This window comes from Cryobacterium levicorallinum, from assembly GCF_004402405.1.
Lineage (GTDB): Bacteria > Actinomycetota > Actinomycetes > Actinomycetales > Microbacteriaceae > Cryobacterium > Cryobacterium levicorallinum.
In genome coordinates this window covers 19770-42020 of the sequence record NZ_SOFE01000011.1, presented here as the reverse complement: position 1 = coordinate 42020, position 22251 = coordinate 19770, and the positions used below count along the sequence as shown (strand labels likewise).

The window sequence follows — 22251 nt, the reverse complement described above, 5'->3', positions numbered from 1 at the left end:
CGTTATCCACTGATAATGAGCTTTTCTCGAGGTTTCGGGGGGTCGGTGGGAGAATTGGGGTATGCACAACCTCGCTGATGAGCTTCGCCGGGCGGCCGATCGGGTCGCCGCTCTCGGCGATTGCAGCGCAGCGTTTGATGCTTTGGGTGAGGCCGATGTGCTGGCCGGGCAGCGGTCACTGGCTGAGGCCCGGCGATTGCTCGACGTGTTTGCGGCGTGGATGGCCGGTACGGTCGCGCGCCGGTCCCGGCCCGAGCTGGGAAGCGAGGGTTTGGCTGCGCGGCAGGGGTTCGCGACGCCGGTGGCGATGGTGCAACACGTCAACGGCTCCAGCCGTGGGGAGGCGGAGAAGCTGGTCGCCTCGGGCATTTTGATCGGTGAAACGGATGCTGCCGAAAAGTTGGCCGCGGAAGGCGATGACGACGGTGCGGATGGCATCGGCACGGGTGACGTCGATGCCGGTGGACTGGCGGGCCGGCCGGTAGTGCCGTGGCAGGCGCCGATCGTGCATGCCGTTGCCGCCGGCACCCTCACGGTGGACCAGGCCGACGCGCTGCGCCGAGGTTTGGGCGAGATCGATCTGGCCGTGTCCGCCGATATTTTGCGCGCCGCGCTCACGGAGCTGGTGCCGGAGGTGATCGGGCTCAACGTTGAGCTGGTATTCCGCCGTGCTCGCCGGTTGCGGGACCAGCTCGACGAGGCTGGCATTCGGGCTCGGGAGAAGCAGGCCCGTGACGATACCAAGTTCAAGCTGTTTCGCCGCCAGGACGGCATGGTCGTGCTCAGCGGGCTGTTCGCCCCCGAACAGGGCGAGTACTGGCTCAGCGCCTACGACTGTGTCACCAGCCCGCGCCAGCGCGGAGGCGTGCGCTTCGTAGATCCGGAGCAGGAGGCCTGGGCGGACCGGGTACGGAACGACCCGCGTACCGTGGACCAGATCGCCGCGGACTCCTTCACCGCGCTGCTCAAGACCGGCACCGACGCAGACCCCACCAAAATGTATGGCGGACGCCAGCCGGCGGTGCGGATCATCGTCACCCAGGCCGACCTTCAGCGTGCCGGACTCGTGCCGGCCGACGTCGCTGAAGCCCGGGACGAGATCACCGGGCAATCCGGTCAGAGCGAGCAGAGCGGCCTGAGCGAGCGGACCGGGCAGACCGGGCAGACCGGGCAGACCGGGCAGACCGGGCAGACCGGGCAGAGCGAGCAGGCAGGGCGGAGCGGCCTGAGCGAGCAGACCGGGCAGCGCGGGCGGGTGGGGCATGGATTCCTTGAGGGCAACCCCGCCCCGATCTCCCTCGAAACGGTGCAATGGTTTCTCTGCAACACCGGCCAGCTGCGGCTGTTGGTAGACGAGGCGGGGCATCCGCTGAAATTGGGCCGCACCATGCGAACTTTCAGTGAGGCGCAGCGCGTGGCCATGGGCGTACGTGACGGCGGCTGCATGTTTCCGGGCTGCGACATGCCACCCTCCCGAACGGAGGCGCACCACGCCGACCAGTGGGTGCGCGACACCGGCGCGACCGACATCGACCTGGGACTGTTGCTCTGCGGCCCCTGCCACCGCCGACTTCACCAGGAAGGCTGGCGGGTGATTGGCGAGCCGGGGGAGTTCTGGCTGCAACCACCCGCGAGCATCGACCCGACGCAGACGCTGATTCCGCTGGCCAGTAAGAGCCCGCTCATGCTCGAACTCAAGCGGAAGCAGGACGCCGAAGCCAACTGAATCCAGCAACGCGGATCAGGGACCGCGCCGCGGTGCGAATTGTTGGGTCTGAGCGGGTGTGGACCAGGCTGACGTGACCAGGTTGCCGGGACCAGGCTCTGCGGGCGCACCTTACGGTCGTGGGTCCATGATCTAACCTGGGCCCACGTTCCGGGCCCGGTGCAAGTGCGGGGGCATGCATCGGGGGTACACATTCGGGGAGAGCGGATGGCGCGGGTCCGGCCCGCCGATGGCCCAACCCGAAGCGGCTGTTCTACGATGGCGGGATGACGAACCCGAAGTCTCCGGAGCGTGCCGCCGACCCCGCAGCGCGCCGCATCTCCCGCCGCTGGCCTGTGATCAGCGGGATAGCTGCCGTCGCATTGGCCGCCCTGCTTGGCCTGGTCGTCGTCGTGCGTGCCAACGGACTCGCCCTCGAGGTCGACACCGAGTGGATGGGCGAGGTGATCGAACACCGCTCTCCGATCTGGGAGGTTCCGTCGCTGTTCATGAACGCCCTCGGTGGCGGTCTGTTCGGCGTGCTGATCGTGCCGATCGTCATCACCGTGGTCGTCGTGTTCATCAAACGTCCGTGGGCGGCCGGCTACTATCTCGTGGCGACCGTGGTCAGTGCCGGCGCTGTGCAAGTCCTGAAGCAGGTCTTTGGCCGGGCCCGGCCAGAAGACATGCTGGTCACGTCCGATTTTGGCTCCTTTCCGTCTGGCCACGTCGCCAATGCGGCGACCATGGCGGTGTGTCTCGCCATCATCTTTCCGCGGTTGTGGGTGGCCCTGGCCGGTGCCGCGTACACGATCGTCATGCTGCTCAGCCGTACCTACCTCGGTGTGCACTGGCTGACCGACACCATCGGCGGGCTATTGATCGGTGCCGGAGTTGCAATTGTGCTGTGGGCTCCGGTCGCCGCGAAGCTCGATGGCGAGCGCGCACTCGCCGCCCGGCTGCGGCTTGAACGAGACCGAAAGAAGGCAGCGCAATCGTGACTCGAGTGACCCCGGTGCGCAATGGCGACGTCTCGTTCTGGTGGAACCAGCTCGGCCAGCCAGCGCCGCGGCCCACCCTGCCCGGGTCGACCCGCGCCGACGTCGTCATTGTCGGCGCCGGCTATACCGGACTGTGGACCGCGTACTACCTTAAGAAGGCGGCGCCGCAGCTACGCATTGTGGTGCTCGAAGCCCGCTTCGCCGGGTTCGGCGCCTCCGGACGCAACGGCGGCTGGCTCACCAACTCGATCACCGGTGGCCGCGACCAGTACCTGAAGCACCACGGCCGCCCGGCGGTTGAAAACTTTCAGGCCGCGATGAACGACACGGTCGACGAGGTCATCCGCGTGGCCGCAGCGGAGAGCATCGACGCCGGCATCGTCAAGGGCGGCGAATTCACCGTCGCCTACGATGCCCCGCAGCAGCACCGCCTCGAAGCTGCCGCCCGGGCCGAACAGACCTGGGCGCACACCGACGTCGAGGTGCTCTCGCGGGCCCAGGCACAAAACCGCATCAACGTGGCGGGAATGACCGGGGGTATGTGGCATCCGCACTGCGCCCGCATCAATCCGGCGGAGCTCGTGGCCGGACTGGCCCGCAAGGTCGTTTCGCTCGGCGTTGAGCTCTACGAGAACACCCCGGTGAGCGAAATCGCGGCAAACCAGGCGGTGACCGAACACGGTACCGTCGACGCCGCGTTCGTTGTGCGTGCGACCGAGGGCTTCACGGCCACGCTCAAGGGGCTGCATCGCACCTGGCTTCCCATGAATTCGTCGCTGATCGCGACCGAGCCGCTCGACGCATCCGTTTGGGAAAAGATTGGCTGGTCGGGTCGGGAAACCCTGGGGGATATGGCGCACGCCTACATGTACGCGCAGCGCACGAGCGACGACCGCATCGCCATCGGCGGGCGCGGGGTTCCCTACCGATTCGGTTCGAAAACGGATACCGACGGCCAGACCCCGCAAGCCACCATCGACGCCCTCCGCGCGATTCTGGTGCGCTTCTTCCCGGCGACGAAGGACGCGGGCATCGATCATGCGTGGTCGGGCGTGCTCGGTGTACCCAGGGATTGGGCCGCGACCGTCGGTCTCGACCCGCAGACCGGACTGGCCTGGGCCGGCGGCTATGTGGGCACCGGGGTGGCGACCACGAACCTGGCCGGCCGTACCCTGACCGACCTCATTCTCGGCCGGAGCAGTTCGCTCACCGAACTGCCGTGGGTGAACCATCGGGTGCGCCAGTGGGAGCCGGAACCGCTGCGCTGGCTCGCGGTCACGGCGCTCTATCGGGCTTACTCGCTCGCCGACCGCACCGAGCTGACCGGCCGCCGCACGACGTCACCGCTCGCGCGGGTGGCCGATGTGGTGTCGGGGCGCGGGCACTAGCCGTTCAGTCGTTCAGTCGGGCTGCGTGTCGCGCCAGGCGGCGCACCAGCTGAGGCCGCAGCTGGCCGAGTTCGGCCACGGTCAGCGGGTCGGGTGGGCGCAGCACAGCGACACCGAGCTGGTCGATCGCGCTCTCAATCGTGGACCGCGACCAGATTTGGCCACTCAGGTGCACGAGCACATCACCGGCAGCATCAAGCAAATACAGGTGCGGCAGGCAATCGGCCGTCCCGCTCTGATAGAGCTCGACCAGCACCACGCTGCCGATATCGGCGATGGCGACGTGCGTTTCGCGACCGAGCAGACTCCGAACCGATAGTCGGTCGGGGGTGACGCGCAGGGCCATTTTGCTGACTCCGAGCCCGAAGATCACACCAAGGGCGGTGAACCCGCATTGGATTTCGAGCACAAACGGCCAGGTCTGGCGAGGAATGGACAGCCAGTACAACACGAGAAAGAGCGGGATGAACAGGGCGAGCGCCGCGATGATCGCGTGCGAAATGATGCGCTCCCGCGGTCGCAGCACACGTATTTGCGCTGGTTCTACCTCATCACTTATCGTCATTGTCGATCCCCCAGATTGAGTATTGCGCACTAGTTGTCGGAGTCGCGGACCGAAGTTGGGGGCTAGACGAAGCCCGTCAAACCGACTACAAATAGCTGCCGCACAATCGAGGCCGGCACGTTCCTGTACGGGGCCCGGGCGCGGAATGCGGGCCCAGTTTAGAAACGGGGCCCGGGTTCACAAAGTGGGCCCGGGGAGCCGGGTCCGCCCACGCTTCAGGCCCGGGGAGCCTGACGCCCCACAGTCCTGCCCGTCCGAGCCAGCGCGGACTCCCAGCGTAGAGTTGGCTCTGTGCACTCACGGGCCGTCCGCGAACGCGGCAACACATCGAAGCGCTACCGCCTGCACCCGGCGCAAGTCGTCGTCACCGGTTTTGCCCTGACCATCCTGGTTGGCACCGCGCTGCTCATGCTGCCGAACGCGCGGGTCGGGCCGGGCGGGGCGTCCTTCATGGAGGCGCTGTTCACCGCCACGAGCGCCGTCTGCGTCACCGGTCTGACCGTCGTCGATACGGCGGTCTACTGGACGCCGTTCGGCCAGATCGTGATTCTTGGGCTGATCCAGATCGGCGGTTTCGGTATTATGTCGTTCGCCTCGGTGGTCGGTTTGGCGATCGCCCGTAAACTCTCGCTGCGCTCGCGCATCACGGCCGCCGCCGAAACCAAGAGTGTCGGTCTCGAAGACGTCAAGGGACTCGTGCTCGGTGTTGTGCGCATCTCGCTGGTCATCGAGCTGACCGTCGCGATCATGCTGGCCGTGCGCTTCATGGTCGGCTACGGCGAACCTGTCGGCCGAGCCGTCTGGTTGGGCGTGTTCCACTCCGTGTCGAGCTTCAATAACGCCGGCTTTGCCCTGTTCAGCGACAACCTGATGGGTTTTTCAACGGATGCCTGGATCTGCCTGCCGATCAGCGCCGCCGTCATCCTGGGTGGGTTGGGGTTTCCGGTGATCGTTCAGTTGCGGCGGCAGCTGCGGCATCCTCGGTCAAAGAGTGCCTGGTCGATTCGCACCTGGACCATGAACACCCGCGTCGTCGTGGCCGGCACGATCGCATTGCTCAGTCTGGGAACGGTATATATCACCGCCGTTGAATGGTCGAATCCGAATACGCTCGGGCCGCTCGATTGGCCCGGCAAGTTGCTGACCGGTTTCTTTCAGTCCGTGCAGACCCGCACCGCGGGTTTCAACAGCATCGACATTGGCCAGATGGATTCGGCGAGCCTGCTCGGAATGGACGTGCTCATGCTGATCGGTGGTGGCCCGGCCGGAACCGCCGGTGGCATCAAGATCACGACCTTCGCCGTCTTGTTCTTCATCGTCTGGACGGAGCTGCGCGGCGAGGTTGCCGTCAACGTTTTTGGCAAGCGGCTCTCCCGGGCGGTGCACCGGGAGGCGATCACGATCGCCCTGCTCGCGGTCGGCGTGATCATCGCCGCGACCGTGGCCCTCATGCTCATGACGGATATCTCAATGGACGCCCTGTTGTTCGAGGCGATCAGCGCCTTCGCGACCGTGGGATTGTCCACCGGAATCACTGCCGGGCTGCCCTGGGAGGGGCAGATCATTCTTATCCTGCTCATGTTCGTCGGCCGTCTCGGTCCGATCACCATCGGCTCTGCTATCGCCCTGCGCGAACGGCACACCACCTATGAACTCCCCAAGGAAAGGCCGATCATTGGCTAAATATTCGCTGTTCGGGCATCGTGACCCGGCCCGCCTGGCCGAAGCCGAATCGGTCGTCGTCATTGGCCTCGGCCGGTTCGGCAGCTCCCTGGCCCTCGAACTCATGAAGAGCGGCACCGAGGTACTCGGCATCGACGGTGACGAAGAGATCGTGCAGGCGCACAACCGGCTGCTCACGCACGTGGTGCGCGCCGACTCGACCAAGGAGGCAACGCTGCGCGAGCTCTCGGTGCCCGACTTCTCGAGCGTGGTGGTGGCTATCGGCGGTGACATTCAGGCGAACATTCTGACCGCGTCCCTGCTGCTCAAGCTCGGCATTCCGAACATCTGGGCCAAGGCTGTCAGTGACCCGCACGGGGAAATTCTTACCCAACTCGGCGTCAATCACGTTATCTACCCCGAAAAAGACATGGGCCAGCGGGTCGCGCACCTCGTGCGCGGTGCCATGCAGGACTACATCGAGATCGGTGAGAACTTCGCGCTCGTGAAAACGGCGCCGCCGCGCGCGCTGATCGGGGTTCCGCTCGGCGAGGCGAAGGTGCGCGCCCGCTACGGTGTGACCGTGACGGCGTTTCATCGGCCTGGCGTGGGCTGGAGCTACACCTCGCTCGACACGGTGATCGAAGATGGCGACATCATTCTGATCGCCGGGGAGTCGGCGCGGGTCGAAAAGTACAGCCTGATGCGATGAGCGATCCCTTCGCTTTTCTAGCGGATGCCCCGCTCGGCACCCGGGTCGTCGTGCGCACGCGAATCCCCGGTGGCTATACGGACGCGCTCGGGTTTTTGCGCAGCCGCAGCGGGGCATCCGTTTCGGTGGAAACCAAGCGCGGACTGGTGACTCTCGCGATGGCCGACGTCGTCGCCGCGAAAGAGGTACCGCCGGCGCCCGAGCAGCGCCGGCGGCGAACGCCTGCCCGGCCGTAGCGCCAGTCGCGAAGGCCGTGACGCCGGAGCCAGGGCCGCGCCCGCGGCGTCGGCCGATTGCTCGGCTGGCGCGGGAGTTACGCTAATGCGCGGGAGTTCTGGCGGCGCTGGGAGTTGAGGGAGTGGGCATCCGTGGGGCTGGGCTGCGCTGCGCGGGACCTGCGTCAGTGCGCGGGGGTTTCGCCTCCCGCGCAGCTGCGCAACTCCCGCGCGCCGCAAAGATCTTGCCGAGTTCCCCATCGACCAAGGGAAGCGACCTCCAGCCCGGACCATTCGGGCTAGAGAACGATGCGCAGCGGCTCCTCGAGCAGCTGGGTCAGGTCGCGCAGGAACGCGGCCGCGACGGCACCGTCGAGCACTCGGTGGTCGACGGTCAGGGTGATCTTGACCATGGGCACGCTGACGAGTTGGCCATCGCGCACCTGGGGTACCTCGGTGGCCGCGCCGATCGCCAGAATTCCGGCCTCCGGCGGGTTGAGTACGGCGGTGAACGAGTCGATGCCGAACATGCCGAGGTTGCTGATGGTGAAGGTTCCACCAGACATCTGCGCCAGGGACAGGCTGCCCGTACGGGCGAGCCCGGCCAGGGCGCGCGTCTCGGTGGCGATGGCGGCGAGCGACTTCTGGTCGGCGTCGGCCACCACTGGAACGAGCAGTCCGTCGTCGGTCGCGACGGCCACGCCGACGTTCACGTGGTTGTGCCGCAGAATGACTCCATCGCTCCAGGATGCATTCACCTCGGGGTGCGCGCGCAGCACTACGGCGCAGGCGCGCACGAACAGGTCGTTCAGGCTGACCTTGCTGCCGACCGTCTCGAGCGAAGCGTTGACGTCGGTGCGGAACGCGACGAGACGTTCCACGTTAACGACGCTCGTCAGGAAGAAGTGCGGCACGGCCTGGCTCTCGGTGAGCCGGCGGGCCGTAACGGCGCGAATGCGGCTGACCGGCACGGTGACCGAGTCGGCCGAAACGGCGGTCGGGGCTGCCGCAGCGGCTACCGGCTCCGGAACGGATGCGGCGGATGCCTGAGCCAGGATCGCCGTGTCAACGTCGGTGCGGGTGATACGGCCCTGCGGCCCGGTGCCCGCGATCGTGTGCAGGTCGATTCCATGCTCGCGGCCGATCTTGCGGGCCAGCGGCGAGGTACGGAGCTCGCCGGTCGGCGTCGGCGTCGCGGCCGGAGCCTCCGGTGCGGTGGGAGCGGTCGGAGCCACCGCGACGGGGGCCGGGGCTGATGCGGCGGGCAGTGCAGCCGGAGCTGCGGCATCCGCTGCCGGGGCAGTGGTCGCAACCGGGGCAGTGGTCGCAACTGGAGCAGCCGTCGCAACCGGCGCAGCGGGTCTCGCGCCATCCGTGACGATATTGCTGCCGTCGCCGATGCGGGCGACCGGGGCGCCGATCGGCACCAGGGTGCCGGCGACTACGAGCAGCTGCTCGAGGACGCCGTTGTCGAAGGCCTCAAGGTCCATCGTGGCTTTGTCGGTTTCGATCTCGGCGAGCACGTCGCCCTTGTGAATCTCGTCGCCGACCTGCTTCATCCAGCGGCTGAGCTCCCCCTCCTCCATGGTGTCGGAGAGGCGGGGCATGATGACGTCGGGCATGGCCGGCTCCTACTTGTCGTTCGCGGTAGTTGAGATATTGAGTACTTCGCGCACGACCTTGGCGAGGTCGGCGGCATTGGGCAGCGCGGCCTTCTCGAGGGCCTTGGCGTAGGGCAACGGAACCTCGGCAGCGGCGACGCGGCGCACAGGGGCGTCGAGAAAGTCGAACACACCCTCGCCGATGGTCGCCGAGATCTCAGCGCCGATGCCGTAGCTGAGCCAGTCGTCTTCGAAGACGACGGCATGGCCGGTCTTCTTCACCGAGGCGCAGATGGTGTCGCGGTCCAGCGGGCGCAGGCTGCGCAGGTCGACGACCTCGATTGACAGGCCCTCGGCTTCGAGCTGATGGGCCACCTCGAGGGCGGTCGTGGTGCCGCGCGAGTAGCTCACGATGGTGAGGTCGGTGCCGGTCTTGACGACGGCGGCCTTGCCGATCTCGGCGACCTGTTCGCCGTCGGGAACCTCGCCCTTGGCGCTGTACAGCGAGAGGTTCTCCAGAAAGATCACCGGGTCGTCATCGCGAATCGCCGCGGTCAGCAGCGCTTTCGCGTCGGCCGGGGTCGACGGGGCGACAACCTTGAGCCCGGGAATGTGCGCGTACCAGACCTCGAGGTTCTGCGAATGGGTCGCGGCGAGCTGCTGGCCACCACCTCCGGGCATGCGAATGACCAGCGGAATGGAGACCTGGCCGGCGAACATCGAGCGCATTTTGGCGGCGTGGTTCACGATCTGGTCGATCGCGATGAGGCTGAAGTTGATGGTCATGATTTCGACCACGGGACGCATGCCGAGCATCGCGGCGCCGAGGGCTGCGCCCACGAACCCCTCCTCGGCGATGGGGGCGTCGAGCACCCGGTCGGGGCCGAAGTCTTCGAGCAGTCCGGCGGTGATCTTGTAGGACCCCTCGAACACCCCGATCTCTTCGCCGACCAGAAAGACCTTCTCGTCGCGTTCGAGCTCGGCGCGCAGGGTCTCATTGAGTGCCTGGCGGTAGGTGATCGTGCGGGTTGTTGCTACTTCGGTAGTCATCACAGTGCGTCCATAACGGGTTCTCCGGGCAAAGCGGATGGCGCATTCGCCACCGGGGTTGCGTATACATACTTGAACAGGTCGGCGACGACGGGCTCGGGGCTCTCGTCGGCGAACACGACCGCCTCGGAAACGCGCACGTCGGCGGCCTCGTCGATGGCGGCGGCATCCGCTTCGCTGAGCATGCCGGAGGCGATCAGCTCGGTGCGAAAGCTCGGCACCGGGTCGGACTGTTGGGCGATCGTGGTGTCTTCGGGCGAGCGGTAGCGGGCCGGGTCGACCACGGAGTGGCCGCGCAACCGGTAGCACATGACCTCGAGCAGCACCGGCTGGCGCGACTCTCGGGCCTGCTTGAGGGCGTCCCGGGCGGCATCGCGCACGGCGAGAACGTCATCCCCGTCGACCCGGATACCGGGCATGCGGTACGACGCGCCGCGCTTGTACAGATCGGGTTCAGCTGATGCCTTCTCCACCGTCGTTCCCATGCCGAGGCCGTTGTTGACGATCACGTAGACGATCGGAAGCTTCCAAAGCCCGGCGAGGTTGAGCGATTCGTGGAACGCACCGATGTTGGTGGTGCCGTCGCCAAGCAGACACATCACGGCGGCAGCGTCGGGGCCGGCCGCTTCTTGATATTTCAGGGCGAGCGCGGCGCCGGTGGCCGGGGGAATCTGCCCGCCGACGATGCCGTAGCCGCCGAGCAGGCGCGCCTCGTCGTCGAACAGGTGCATCGAGCCGCCGCGTCCGCCGGAGACGCCGGTGACCTTGCCGAACAGCTCGGCCATCACACGCTCGGGCGCGAGGCCGCGCATCAGGGCGTAGCCGTGGTCGCGGTAGCCGGTGAACAGGTAGTCGCGGGACTCTATGGCGGCCATCAGACCGACCACGGTGGCCTCTTCGCCGAGGTTCAGGTGGCAGTAGCCGCCGATTTTGGCGCGAGCGTACATCTCACTGGAGCGCAGCTCGAAGGCCCGCACCAGCGACATCCGTTCGTAGTAGTCACGGAGGGTTTCGGCGGGTTCACCACCAGCGGACTCGACTACTGCTTTCGGTCGCGTGCGGGCTTTTGCCGCCATGTGGTCCCACTTCCTGCGTATTTCGTTCATTAAGACTATTACTTTGCGTTGAATGATTTGCTTCCCAGCAGCTCAGCCGGAGAATCTGCGGCGGGAGGGAGAGAAAGTGACTGTTTCTGCTGCCACCCACTGCAGCTGATTCACGCGTGGGAGGTCATAATGGAGTCATGGCCGCCCAACCTCCGAGTTACAAAACGCTCGCCAGTCTGAGCCGCATGAACCTGCTCTACCAGCTGCAAAGTCGCGGAACGATGACCGTGAACGACCTCGCCGAAGCCGCTGGCCTGCACCCCAACACCGCCCGCGAACACCTCGATCGCCTGATCAATGACGGTTTCGTCACCTGTGCGCCCGAGCCGCGCGACAGCAAGGGTCGCCCGAAGATGCTCTATAGCGCCGCCGGCGGGGTCAGTACCGAACTCGGTTCGATTCGCGCCCGCAAGATCGAGGCCGCGCAGGAGCGTGCCGAGCAGTTGAGACGGCTGCTGCTGCTTCCTGCAGGCCAGCCCGCCTTGGCCGGCTGCACCGGCCCCGCAGCCCGGCGTCAGCTCGATGCCCTCGACGACCACCTGGATCAGGCCGGCTTCGACGCGAGCGTCGCCGCCAACGGTGAACAGGTCAACCTGCACGACTGCCCGTACTCGGAGATGATCAAGGATCACCCCGAGGTCTGCGGCGTGCACTACCGGTTGATTCAAGGAGTGCTGGAGCAGGCCGACGGCCCCCTTCGCGCAGTCGGCCTGAACCTCATCGACGCCCCGCACCTCTGCGTGATCGACGTCGCTCCCCTTCCCGCTGAACGCGAGAGCGCAAAAAGTGCCCGATTGGACACCTCAAACGGGCACTTTTTGCGCTCTCGCGAACCGAGGTGAAACATTATTACCGGCACTTTGCGGTTGTTGACCTCGAAGGCAGCGGCTTAGCTCGTTCTGAGGGGGAATAGCGCTTCGGCATTCCCCGGCAGGCAAGGGGCAGCCGTGAAAACACGCACAACCAGTACCACCAGCAAGCCCGGTACCGACGGCCCGGTCGCCGATTCGCTGCTCAAACTCGGTCGCTTTCTGCGCAGCTCAGAAACCAGCGAGGACCTGCGCAGCGTGTTCAAGACCGGCGGCCGCACCGCCGACGCGTTCTACCGTGACCGCTGGACCCACGACAAAGAGGTGCGCAGCACCCACGGCGTGAACTGCACCGGCAGCTGCTCCTGGAAGGTGTACGTCAAGGACGGCATTATCACCTGGGAAACCCAGCAGACCGACTATCCGAGTGTTGGCCCCGATTCACCCGAATACGAGCCCCGAGGCTGCCCCCGCGGCGCCGCGTTCAGCTGGTACACCTACTCGCCCACCCGGGTGCGGTACCCCTACGTTCGCGGCGTACTGCTGAACCTTTTCCGCGAAGCGAAGGCCCGCCTCGGTGACCCCGTGCTGGCCTGGGCTGAGATCACCGGCAACCCCGAAACTGCCCGCCAGTATAAAAGCGCCCGCGGCCAGGGTGGCTTGGTTCGCGCCACCTGGGACGAAGCCGCCGAGATCGTCGCCGCCGCCCACGTGCACACCATCAAGCAGTACGGGCCCGACCGGGTGGTCGGCTTCAGTCCGATTCCGGCCATGTCGATCGTGTCGCAGGGCGTCGGCAACCGCTTCATCTCACTGCTCGGCGGCACCATGCTCTCGTTCTACGACTGGTACGCCGACCTCCCCGTCGCCAGCCCGCAGGTGTTCGGCGACCAGACCGACGTGCCCGAATCGGCCGACTGGTGGAACTCCAGCTACCTCATCATGTGGGGCTCCAACGTTCCCGTCACCCGCACCCCCGACGCGCACTTCATGGTCGAGGCTCGCTACCGCGGCCAGAAGGTCATCACAGTCTCGCCCGACTACGCCGACAACTCCAAGTTCGCCGACGAGTGGCTCGCCGTGCACCCCGGAACCGACGGTGCCCTCGCCCTGGCCATGGGCCACGTCGTGCTCAAGGAATTCCTGGTCGACCGCCGCACCCCGCGCTTCGCCCGGTACCTGAAGAAGTTCAGCGACTCGGCGTACCTGATCGCACTCACTCCGCGCCAGGATGCCTGGGTTCCCGGCAAGTTTCTGACGGCCGACGCGCTGCCTGGCACCGACGCATCCGTTTCAAGTGCAGCCTTCAAGACGGTCATGCTCGACGAGAACGGTGAGGCCTTCGTGCCGAACGGGTCGATCGGGCACCGGTTCAGCGAGGCCGATAAGGGTAAATGGAACCTCGACCTCGAGGGTCGAGACCCACTCCTTTCCATAGCGGATGCCCCCGACTACGACGGTCGCTCTGTCGCGATCGACCTGCCCCGCTTCGACGGAACGCCCGATGTTGACAGCCCCGCCGGGCAGCAGGAGGCCCAGCAGCACGCAGGCGCCGCCGGCATCGTGCGCCGCGGCGTGCCCGTGCGCGAGGTCGCCGGTGTGCTCGTGACGACCGTGTTCGACCTGCTGCTCGCTCAGTACGGCGTCGGCCGCGACGGCCTGCCAGGCGTTTGGCCCACCGGCTACGACGACGCCTCCAGCCCAGGAACTCCAGCCTGGCAGGAGGAGATCACCTCGGTGCCGTGGCAGGCCGCGGCGCGCATCGGCCGCGAATTCGCGCAGAACGCCGAGGACTCCGAGGGCCGGTCGATGATTCTGATGGGCGCCGGCACCAACCACTGGTTCCACTCCGACACCATCTACCGTGCCTTTCTCGCGCTCACCACCATGACCGGCTGCCAGGGCGTGAATGGCGGCGGCTGGGCCCACTATGTCGGCCAGGAAAAGGTGCGTCCGCTCACGGGATACGGCCAGTACGCTTTCGGACTGGACTGGGTGCGCCCGCCGCGCCAGATGATCGGCACCGGCTTCTTCTACCTCGCCACCGACCAGTGGCGCTACGACGGCCTGAGCGCCGACACTCTCGCGAGCCCGCTCGGCGCCGGGATATTCAAGGGACGCACCACCGCGGACACCATGGTCGAATCGGCCAAGCGCGGCTGGATGCCCAGCTACCCCACCTTCAACCGCAACTCGCTCGACCTGGTCGACGACGCGGCCGCCGCTGGCCAAGAACCGGCCGAGTACGTCGTCGATTCGTTGAAGGACGGCTCGCTCGTGTTCTCCTGCGAAGACCCGGACGCGCCCGAGAACTTTCCGCGGGTGCTCGTGGTGTGGCGGGCCAACGTGCTCGGCTCCTCGGGCAAGGGCAATGAGTATTTTCTCAAGCACCTGCTCGGGGCACCGTCCGCGGTGCGTGCCGTGGAATCGATGCCGGCGCGCCGCCCGCAGACCATGAAATGGCATGAGAGCGCGCCGGAAGGCAAGCTCGACCTGTTGGTCACGAGCGATTTCCGCATGACGTCGACCACGATCTACAGTGACGTGGTCTTGCCGCCGGCCACCTGGTATGAGAAGAACGATCTCTCGACGACGGATATGCATCCGTTTATTCACTCGTTCAACCCCGCGATCGCGCCGCCGTGGCAGGCCAAGACCGACTTCGACATCTTTCACGTGCTCGCCGCCAAGATCTCCGAAATGTCCGTCACGCACCTCGGCGTGCGCAATGACCTGGTCGCAGCGCCTCTGCAACACGACACCCCCGACGGCATGGCCACCCCGCACGGCACCGTGTTGAACGATCAGCCGCTCATCCCCGGCGTCACCATGCCGAAGCTCGTCGTGGTGGAACGCGACTACCCGGCGTTCGCCGCGCAGCTTGGCGCGCTCGGGCCGCTCACCGAAAAGCTCGGCATGGTCACCAAGGGAGTGAAATTCAACCCCGACGTCGAGGTCGCCTACCTCGGCAAGAAAAACGGGCTCGTTCCCAGTGGCCCCGCCGCCGGCCGCCCGCGCCTGTCGACCGCTATTCACGCTTGCGAAATGGTGCTCGCGCTCTCGGGCACGACCAACGGCCGCCTCGGCACGCAGGGTTTTCGGCAGCTCGAGGAACGCACCGGTGTCAAGCTCGCCCAGCTGGCCAGCGACAAGGAGGGTCGACGTTTTTCCTATCCGGATGTCCAGGGTGCGCCGATCCCGGTGCTCACCTCCCCGGAATGGTCCGGTTCAGAGCACGGTGGTCGCCGCTACAGCGCCTTCACCATCAACGTCGAGCACTTGAAGCCCTGGCACACTCTCACCGGTCGTCAACACTTCTACCTCGACCACGACTGGATGATTGAACTGGGCGAGCAACTGCCGATCTTTCGGCCGCCGCTGGACATGTACCGCCTGTTCGACGACTCGATCGTCGGCGCCACGAGTAAGACCCCGACCGGTCACGCCGAGGTAGCCGTGCGCTACCTGACGCCGCACTCAAAGTGGTCGATCCACTCCGAATACCAAGACAACCTGCTCATGCTCTCGCTCTCCCGCGGCGGTCCGACCATCTGGATGAGCCCGCAAGACGCCGACAAGATCGGCGTGATCGACAACGAGTGGATCGAGTCCTACAACCGCAACGGCGTCGTCGTGGCCCGCGCGGTCGTGTCGCACCGCATGCCGGAGGGCACGGTGTACATGTATCACGCGAAGGACCGCACCATCAACGTGCCGGTCGCCGAAACCAGCGGTATGCGCGGCGGCACCAACAACTCGCTCACCCGCATTTTGCTGAAACCCAGCCATCTGATCGGCGGCTATGCCCAGCTGTCCTTCGCCTTCAACTACCTCGGCCCGACCGGGAACCAACGCGACGAGGTCACCGTGATTCGTCGCCGCAGCCAGAAAGTGGATTACTAATGCGTGTCATGGCCCAGATGTCGATGATCATGAACCTCGACAAGTGCATCGGGTGTCACACCTGCTCGGTCACCTGCAAGCAGGTGTGGACCAACCGCACCGGCGTGGAATACGCCTGGTTCAACAACGTTGAGACGCGGCCAGGTCTCGGCTACCCGCGCGAGTACGAAAACCAGGACAAGTGGAAGGGCGGCTGGGTGCTGGGTAAGCGCGGCCGGCTGCGGCTCAAGGCCGGCGGACGGCTGAAGAAACTTTCGCAGATCTTCAACAACCCCAACCTGCCGCAGATCGACGACTACTACGAGCCGTGGACCTACGACTACGACATGCTCACCACCGCTCCGGCCGGCACCCAAAGCCCGGTCGCCCGCCCGAAGTCGCTACTGACCGGCCAGGACATCGACATCAAATGGTCGGGCAACTGGGACGACGACCTCGGCGGCTCGCAGGAGACCGCGAGCTCGGACCCGATTCTCGCAACGATGAGCGAGAAGGTGAAGATGGAGTTCGAAGAGACCTTCATGTTCTACCTGCCGCGCATCTGCGAGCACTGCCTGAACCCCGCCTGCGTGGCCGCCTGCCCCTCTGGCGCCATGTACAAGCGTGAAGAAGACGGCATCGTGCTTGTGGACGAAGACGGATGCCGTGGCTGGCGCATGTGCGTCTCCGCCTGCCCCTATAAAAAGGTGTACTTCAACCACAAAACGGGCAAGGCCGAAAAGTGCACGCTCTGCTACCCGCTGATCGAGCAGGGCAAGCCCACCATCTGCTCCGAAACGTGTGTCGGACGTCTGCGTTATCTTGGCCTCATGCTGTACGACGCTGATGCGGTGCTCGAAGCGGCCTCGATCGAAAACGATCAGGACCTGCTTGACGCCCAGCGTGCCTGCTTTCTCGACCCGTTCGATCCAGAGGTCATCGCCGCCGCCAAGGCGGACGGCATGGCCGACGACTGGATCGAAGCCGCCCAGAACAGCCCCATCTACAAGCTCATCTCCGAGTACGAGATTGCCCTGCCGCTGCACCCGGAATACCGCACCATGCCCATGGTCTGGTACATCCCGCCGCTCTCCCCGGTGGTCGACGTCGTGAGCAACTCCGGCAGCGACGGCGAAGACGCGCGCACCCTGTTCGCCGCGATCGACAAGCTGCGCATCCCGGTGGAATACCTCGCCGGGCTGTTCTCGGCTGGCGATGTCGTTCCGGTCGAGCTGTCGCTGCGCAAACTCGCCGCGATGCGCGCCTATATGCGGGGCATCAACCTCGGTAACGAGCCAGACGAGCGCATCCCGAACGCTGTCGGCATGACCGGCGAGACCATCACGGCCATGTACCGGCTGCTCGCGATCGCCAAGTATGAAGACCGTTACGTCATTCCGAAGGCGCACGTCGAGACCGCGCGGGAGCTCGACGAGCTCGGCTGCTCACTCTCCAATGACGGCGGCCCCGGGATGGGCGGCCCGCGCGAGCACGCCGGCCCGCACAACGGCGGCGACGCCAGCCCCGCGGGCCCGTACGGCAATACCCCCGGCATGCCGCTGAACGCGACCGTTGACAACTACAACCAGATGGTCGGCGACTCGCCGCTCATCAAGACCCGCCCGGTGACCCCTGGCCGGGTCAACCTGCTCAACTGGAATGGTGGCGGGGTGCCGAAGGGCATGTTCCCGCCCAAAGCGGATGCCAGGAGCGCGGCATGAGCGCCGCCACCCGCCTTCCTGCGGCACTCGCTGCGCGGGTGAATTTTGGCTTTCGGGCGCCGAAGGTGGCCCCGCGGTTCATGGCCGCAGTGCCGCTCACGCCCGAGCACGGCGTTATCGCGCACATGGCGGCGTCGATTCTGCTGGATTACCCCACGCCCCAGCGGCAGCGGCAGTTTTCGCTGGTGCGTTCAGGCGTTATTCAACTGCCCGACCCGCTGCGGGAGGCGTTCGACGCGTTCTTCACGGCGATCGACGGCTGGAGCGAGCAGGAGCTCGCCACCCATTTCACCGCGATCTTCGATCTGAAGCGCAAATGCTGCCCGTACCTCACCTACTACGCGGCCGGCGATACCCGTCGGCGCGGCATGGCGCTGGTGCGTTTTGTCGAGGCGTATCGGGCGGCCGGCTGGCAGGTTGACGCCGATGAACTGCCGGATTACCTGCCGATGGTGCTGGAGTTCTCGGCGCTGTCGGACTCACCGATCGCGCAGGAGTTGCTCTCAGCGCACCGCGACGGCATCGAGGTGCTGCGTACGGCGCTGGAGAAATTCGACAGCCCGTACGCGCACCTGGCGCGCGCCGTGTCGCTGTCGTTGCCCGAGATTGACGACGAAACCCGCGAACGCTACCTGGACCTCGTCAACGAGGGACCGCCGAGCGAGACGGTCGGCATGACCTACCTCGGCAATTTGAAGCCGTTTTCCGCGCACGCGAATGAGGTCAGATAGAAATGGGTAATGACAGTATGACCGCCTGGGATTACCTGCTCTGGGTCGCCTTTCCCTACGCCGCCTCCGGCGTGTTCGTGGTCGGGCACCTGCTGCGCTACCGCTACGACCAGTTCGGCTGGACGTCGCGATCGAGCCAGACCTACGAGAACCGACTGTTGCGCTGGGGCTCGCCGATGTTCCACTACGGCATGCTCATGGTGATCGGCGGGCACGTCGTCGGCCTGTTCATCCCGAAGCCGTGGCTCGAGTTCTTCGGGGTGACCGAGCATATCTATCATCTCGGGGCGACCTGGCTGGGAACATTCGCGGCCATACTCACGGTGGCTGGCCTCGCCATTTTGATCTACCGGCGACGCCTGACTAAGCGGGTGCTGCTCGTCACGACGGTCATGGACAAGGTCATGTACGTGTTCCTGGCCAGCACGATCTTGTGTGGCACCACGGCGACGGTGCTGTACCAAATCTTTGGCGGCGGCTACGACTATCGTGGGTCGATTTCGCCGTGGATCCGCTCGCTGTATGGCTTTCAGCCCGATCCCTCGCTCATGAGCGACGTGCCGTTCTTTTTTCAACTGCACGTGCTCACCGCGACGACGCTGTTTCTGCTCTGGCCGTTCACCCGTCTGGTGCACGTGTTCTCGGCGCCGCTCGGCTACCTCGTTCGCCCTTACGTGGTTTACCGTTCGCGCGATGACCCCCGCGGTGCCGGGGCGCGCCCGCCGCGTCGCGGGTGGGAGAAGAGCGAGCGCCCGCTGGAGCGCTCACGGAAGTAGGCTGCTTTCATGGTGCGCATCAAGAGGGCCTATGACGAGGCATCCGCTGATGACGGATGCCGGGTGCTGGTTGATCGACTCTGGCCGCGCGGTGTTTCTAAGGAACGCGCCGAGCTCGATGAGTGGCTGAAAGACGTGGCGCCGTCGCCGAAGCTGCGCACCTGGTGGAAGCACGACCCGGAGCGAATGGATGAGTTCGCGCTGCGTTATCGCGCCGAACTCGACTCTGTGGCCGCGACCCAGGTGGCGGTCGCGGCGTTGCGCGCGCTCGTCGCCGAGGGTGTCACAACCCTGGTCTACGGAGCCAAGGACCCGCACGTGAACCACGCTCGAGTGCTCGCGGAGTACCTCGCGGAGTAACCGACGTATCGCCACAATGTGCCGAAGCGGAATAGTGCGCCGCCATTCGGGCTTGCAGCTAGAGCCGCCCACACGCGAACACTCGCCTCGACGAGTACTGGCCGGCCCGGGGAACGGGGCAGTCGAGCGTGCGCGGTACCACGAATGGCAACAGAAAGTGTCGTACTAGTGACTTCAGCAGATCGCGTCAGCACCAGCAGAATCCCCAAATGGGTACGCTCCTTCGGCGTTCAGATCATCGCCGCACTCATTATTGGCCTGGGCCTTGGGCTGCTCGCCAAATACACCGGTAGCACCGAAGAGAGCCCGACCGGTCTCGGCGCCACGCTGAAAATCATCGGATCGAGCTACGTCTCGCTGCTGCAGGCGGCCGTCGTACCACTCATCTTTACAGCCGTGGTCAGCTCCATCGCCAATCTGCGCCAGGTATCCAACGCGGCGAAGCTGGCTTGGAACACCCTGCTCTGGTTCGCCATTACCGCGTTGATCGCCGTTGTGATCGGTATCGGCCTGGGCGTTCTGATCAAACCGGGTGCCGGAACCGGCATAGCCGAGGCCGGCGAGTACTCCGGCCGAACCGGCGATTGGTGGGCCTTTTTGACCGGGTTGTTCCCGAAGAACTTCCTTGGTCTGGGCGCGAGCACCAGCGTCGTTGACGGCACCGCGACCACCAACATCAGCTTCAACGTATTGCAGATTTTGGTCATCGCCATCGTGGTGGGAATCGCGGCGTTGAAGGTGGGCAAGCTGGCCGAACCCTTCCTCAACCTGAACGCATCCGCTCTGGCGGTTATTCAGAAAGTGCTCTGGTGGATCATTCGAATCGCGCCGCTCGGCACGATCGGCCTGATCGGTAATGCCGTCGCGGTCTACGGCTGGGACACCATGGGGTCGCTCGGAAAGTTCGCGGTCACCATCTACATCGGCCTGGTACTCGTATTGTTCGTCGTCTACCCGGTGCTGATCAAATCGCACGGGCTGTCCGTGAGGCAGTACTTCTCCGGCGTGTGGCCGGCGGTGCAGCTCGGGTTCGTGTCGCGCTCCTCCATCGGCACCCTGCCGTTGACCCAGCGCGTGACCGAGCGCAGCCTCGGTGTACCCCGCGCCTACGCATCCTTCGCCGTTCCGCTCGGAGCCACGACCAAAATGGATGGCTGCGCGGCGATCTATCCGGCCGTCGCTGCCATTTTCGTGGCCCAATTCTTCGGCATTCAGCTGGACCTCACCCAGTATCTGCTGATCGTGCTCGTCTCCGTGCTGGGGAGCGCAGCGACCGCCGGTACCACGGGCGCCGTCGTCATGCTGACGCTGACCCTGTCCACGCTGGGACTGCCGCTGGCCGGGGTGGGCCTGCTGCTGGCCATCGACCCGATCATCGACATGGGTCGCACCGCTGTCAACGTCGCAGGTCAGGCGCTCGTGCCCACGATTGTGGCCAAGCGCCAGGGAATCCTGGACGAGACGCTCTACAACGCACCGCGCACCGCGCAGCCGTTCACGGACGACGCCGCCGCGGAGTCGGCGCCGAGCGAGCTGGCCGACACGCGGGCCTAGCCCACTCGCGCTGCTCGTTGATCGAGGAGCGAGCGATCGCGATCATGCGTGGGTCTCGACCGCTCGTTCCTCGTGTCTCGACCGACTGGTGGCCTCGACCAGCGAAGCCTAGACCTGGTCGAGGGGGATGGATTCGTCGGCGAGGCGAGCGGGATCGACCGGCTCGCCCCGACGAATCAGAGCCTGAACGGTGTCATTGACGTCCCAGACGTTGACGTTCATGCCCGCGACGACGCGGCCGGTCTGCTGCCAGAACACGATGAACTCGCGGGAATCCCGGTTGCCGCGGTAGACCAGCTCGGCGCCGTCGGTCAATATGCCGAATCCGGAATACTCCATGCCGAGGTCGAACTGGTCGGTATAGAAGTAGGGAATGGCATCGAACGAAACGCTCTGGCCGAGCATCGCTCGGGCCGCGGCCGGACCGCCGTTCAGGGCATTCGCCCAGTGCTCGCTGCGCAGCCGCTGTTTGATGAGCGGATGCTCCGCGTTGGCCACATCGCCCGCCGCGAACACGTGGGGATCGCTGGTTTCCAGGCTCGCGGAGACCAGAATTCCATTGTCGACTGCGAGCCCCGCCTTTTCGGCGAGTTCGACGTTCGGAACCGCACCGATGCCCACCAGAACGAGGTCGGCCGGCACGGTTTCGCCGCCGGCCAGGAGCACTCCGGTGACCCGGCCATCCGTTCCGACCAGGCTTTTTACGGTCACGGAGCGACGGATGACCACGCCGTTGCGCTCGTGGAGGCTCGCGAACAGGTCGCCGAGCTCGTCGCCAAGCGCCGCAGCAAGCGGGACGGCGCCACGTTCCAGGATAGTGACCTCGTTGCCGAGGGTGCGGGCGGTTGCGGCGACCTCCATGCCGATCCAACCGGATCCCACGACTACGAGTCGCTTGCCGCCGTCAGCCAGAACGGAGTGCAGCAGGTCGGAGTGGTCGAGGGTGCGCAGGTAGTGCACTCCGCCGAGGTTTGCACCCGGCACAGTCAGGCGTCGCGGCCGGGAGCCCGTGGTCAGGAGCAGCCGGTCGTAGCTCAGCTGCGCGCCGTCGTCGTTGTCGAGGAGGTGCGCGCTGAGGTCGAGGCTCACCGCCCGGGTGCCGGAATGCAGCTGCACCTCATGGTCGGGGTACCAGCTCGCACTTTGCACAAAGACGGAGTCGCGTTCGGCCGTGCCGGCCAGGTAGTCCTTCGACAGCGGCGGGCGAATGTACGGACGGTGTTCCTCGGCTCCGATCAGGTCAATCTGTCCGTCGAAGCCTTCTTCGCGCAAGGCTCGGGCAGCGCTCGCCCCCGCGAGGGACGCCCCTACAATCACAAAATTCTGCTGGTCGGCCATGTGTGGTCCTTCCTCGGGGGTGTGCTCTGACTGTACGAGGGTTTGGCGGTTTGGTCGAGGTGCGGCTGTGCCGGC

General features: G+C 65.7%; 18 protein-coding genes. 13 read left to right on the top strand and 5 right to left on the bottom strand.

Annotated features, from left to right (window positions below; translation table 11 throughout):
* Positions 1–61 precede the first annotated feature (61 nt).
* The 3 genes from E3O11_RS05555 (at position 62) to E3O11_RS05545 (ending at position 4094) form a co-directional block, all read left to right on the top strand.
* Positions 62–1726: an HNH endonuclease signature motif containing protein gene (locus tag E3O11_RS05555; protein WP_092448290.1), complete on the top strand. Its 1665-nt coding sequence runs from the start codon at positions 62–64 to the stop codon at positions 1724–1726.
* Positions 1727–1992: 266 nt separating this feature from the next.
* A complete protein-coding gene (locus E3O11_RS05550; RefSeq protein WP_092448289.1) occupies positions 1993–2706 on the top strand; it encodes a phosphatase PAP2 family protein in 714 nt (237 codons plus the stop codon).
* Positions 2707–2711: 5 nt separating this feature from the next.
* The gene (locus E3O11_RS05545) at positions 2712–4094 is read left to right on the top strand and encodes an NAD(P)/FAD-dependent oxidoreductase (protein WP_373866159.1); all 1383 of its coding nucleotides are present in this window, start codon (positions 2712–2714) and stop codon (positions 4092–4094) included.
* A gap of 4 nt (positions 4095–4098) precedes the next feature.
* Here E3O11_RS05545 and E3O11_RS05540 read toward each other — a convergent pair whose 3' ends face one another.
* Complete coding sequence (locus E3O11_RS05540; RefSeq protein WP_134495432.1) at positions 4099–4659, bottom strand: hypothetical protein; 561 nt, start codon at positions 4657–4659, stop codon at positions 4099–4101.
* 291 nt (positions 4660–4950) lie between these two features.
* Here E3O11_RS05540 and E3O11_RS05535 point away from each other — a divergent pair, with 291 nt between their 5' ends.
* From E3O11_RS05535 to E3O11_RS05525, 3 genes are read left to right on the top strand one after another with little or no spacing between them, the layout of a single operon-like run.
* Positions 4951–6342, top strand: a complete 1392-nt coding sequence (locus E3O11_RS05535; protein WP_092448287.1) for a TrkH family potassium uptake protein — start codon at positions 4951–4953, stop codon at positions 6340–6342.
* The gene (locus tag E3O11_RS05530; RefSeq protein ID WP_241978809.1) at positions 6335–7033 is read left to right on the top strand and encodes a potassium channel family protein; all 699 of its coding nucleotides are present in this window, start codon (positions 6335–6337) and stop codon (positions 7031–7033) included. The genes E3O11_RS05535 and E3O11_RS05530 overlap by 8 nt, the downstream gene beginning before the upstream one ends.
* Entirely contained in the window at positions 7030–7269 is a 240-nt protein-coding gene (locus E3O11_RS05525; protein ID WP_092448286.1) for a putative acetyltransferase, read from the top strand. The genes E3O11_RS05530 and E3O11_RS05525 overlap by 4 nt, the downstream gene beginning before the upstream one ends.
* 278 nt (positions 7270–7547) lie before the next feature.
* Here E3O11_RS05525 and E3O11_RS05520 read toward each other — a convergent pair whose 3' ends face one another.
* Genes E3O11_RS05520 through pdhA form a run of 3 tightly spaced genes read right to left on the bottom strand, consistent with a single transcriptional unit; the run spans position 7548 to position 10975 of the window.
* Positions 7548–8870: a dihydrolipoamide acetyltransferase family protein gene (locus E3O11_RS05520; RefSeq protein ID WP_092448285.1), complete on the bottom strand. Its 1323-nt coding sequence runs from the start codon at positions 8868–8870 to the stop codon at positions 7548–7550.
* Positions 8871–8879: 9 nt separating this feature from the next.
* On the bottom strand, positions 8880–9899 hold the full coding sequence (locus tag E3O11_RS05515) for an alpha-ketoacid dehydrogenase subunit beta (protein ID WP_092448284.1): 1020 nt from the start codon (positions 9897–9899) through the stop codon (positions 8880–8882).
* Positions 9899–10975, bottom strand: coding sequence for a pyruvate dehydrogenase (acetyl-transferring) E1 component subunit alpha (gene pdhA / locus E3O11_RS05510; RefSeq protein ID WP_092448283.1), 1077 nt, complete (start codon positions 10973–10975; stop codon positions 9899–9901). Before pdhA ends, E3O11_RS05515 begins: the two co-directional genes overlap by 1 nt.
* A 167-nt stretch (positions 10976–11142) precedes the next feature.
* Here pdhA and E3O11_RS05505 point away from each other — a divergent pair, with 167 nt between their 5' ends.
* The 7 genes from E3O11_RS05505 (at position 11143) to E3O11_RS05475 (ending at position 20838) form a co-directional block, all read left to right on the top strand.
* Positions 11143–11847, top strand: a complete 705-nt coding sequence (locus E3O11_RS05505) for a helix-turn-helix transcriptional regulator (protein WP_092448282.1) — start codon at positions 11143–11145, stop codon at positions 11845–11847.
* A 105-nt stretch (positions 11848–11952) separates the two neighbouring features.
* Positions 11953–15717 carry a nitrate reductase subunit alpha gene (locus E3O11_RS05500; RefSeq protein WP_092448281.1) on the top strand — a complete coding sequence of 1255 codons (3765 nt, stop codon included), beginning with the start codon at positions 11953–11955 and terminating at the stop codon, positions 15715–15717.
* Complete coding sequence (gene narH, locus E3O11_RS05495) at positions 15717–17417, top strand: nitrate reductase subunit beta (RefSeq protein WP_092448280.1); 1701 nt, start codon at positions 15717–15719, stop codon at positions 17415–17417. Before E3O11_RS05500 ends, narH begins: the two co-directional genes overlap by 1 nt.
* Positions 17414–18148 carry a nitrate reductase molybdenum cofactor assembly chaperone gene (gene narJ / locus E3O11_RS05490; protein WP_241994656.1) on the top strand — a complete coding sequence of 245 codons (735 nt, stop codon included), beginning with the start codon at positions 17414–17416 and terminating at the stop codon, positions 18146–18148. Before narH ends, narJ begins: the two co-directional genes overlap by 4 nt.
* Positions 18149–18150: 2 nt before the next feature.
* The gene (gene narI, locus E3O11_RS05485) at positions 18151–18924 is read left to right on the top strand and encodes a respiratory nitrate reductase subunit gamma (protein ID WP_233194964.1); all 774 of its coding nucleotides are present in this window, start codon (positions 18151–18153) and stop codon (positions 18922–18924) included.
* Between the two features lie 9 nt (positions 18925–18933).
* Positions 18934–19284 (top strand): DUF488 domain-containing protein, encoded by a 351-nt coding sequence (locus tag E3O11_RS05480; RefSeq protein WP_092448278.1) that lies wholly within the window; start codon positions 18934–18936, stop codon positions 19282–19284.
* A 168-nt stretch (positions 19285–19452) separates the two neighbouring features.
* On the top strand, positions 19453–20838 hold the full coding sequence (locus tag E3O11_RS05475; RefSeq protein WP_369828625.1) for a dicarboxylate/amino acid:cation symporter: 1386 nt from the start codon (positions 19453–19455) through the stop codon (positions 20836–20838).
* Between the two features lie 108 nt (positions 20839–20946).
* Here the strand turns inward: E3O11_RS05475 and E3O11_RS05470 are convergent, their stop codons facing one another.
* Positions 20947–22176 carry an NAD(P)/FAD-dependent oxidoreductase gene (locus tag E3O11_RS05470; protein ID WP_092448276.1) on the bottom strand — a complete coding sequence of 410 codons (1230 nt, stop codon included), beginning with the start codon at positions 22174–22176 and terminating at the stop codon, positions 20947–20949.
* Between the last annotated feature and the right edge of the window lie 75 nt (positions 22177–22251).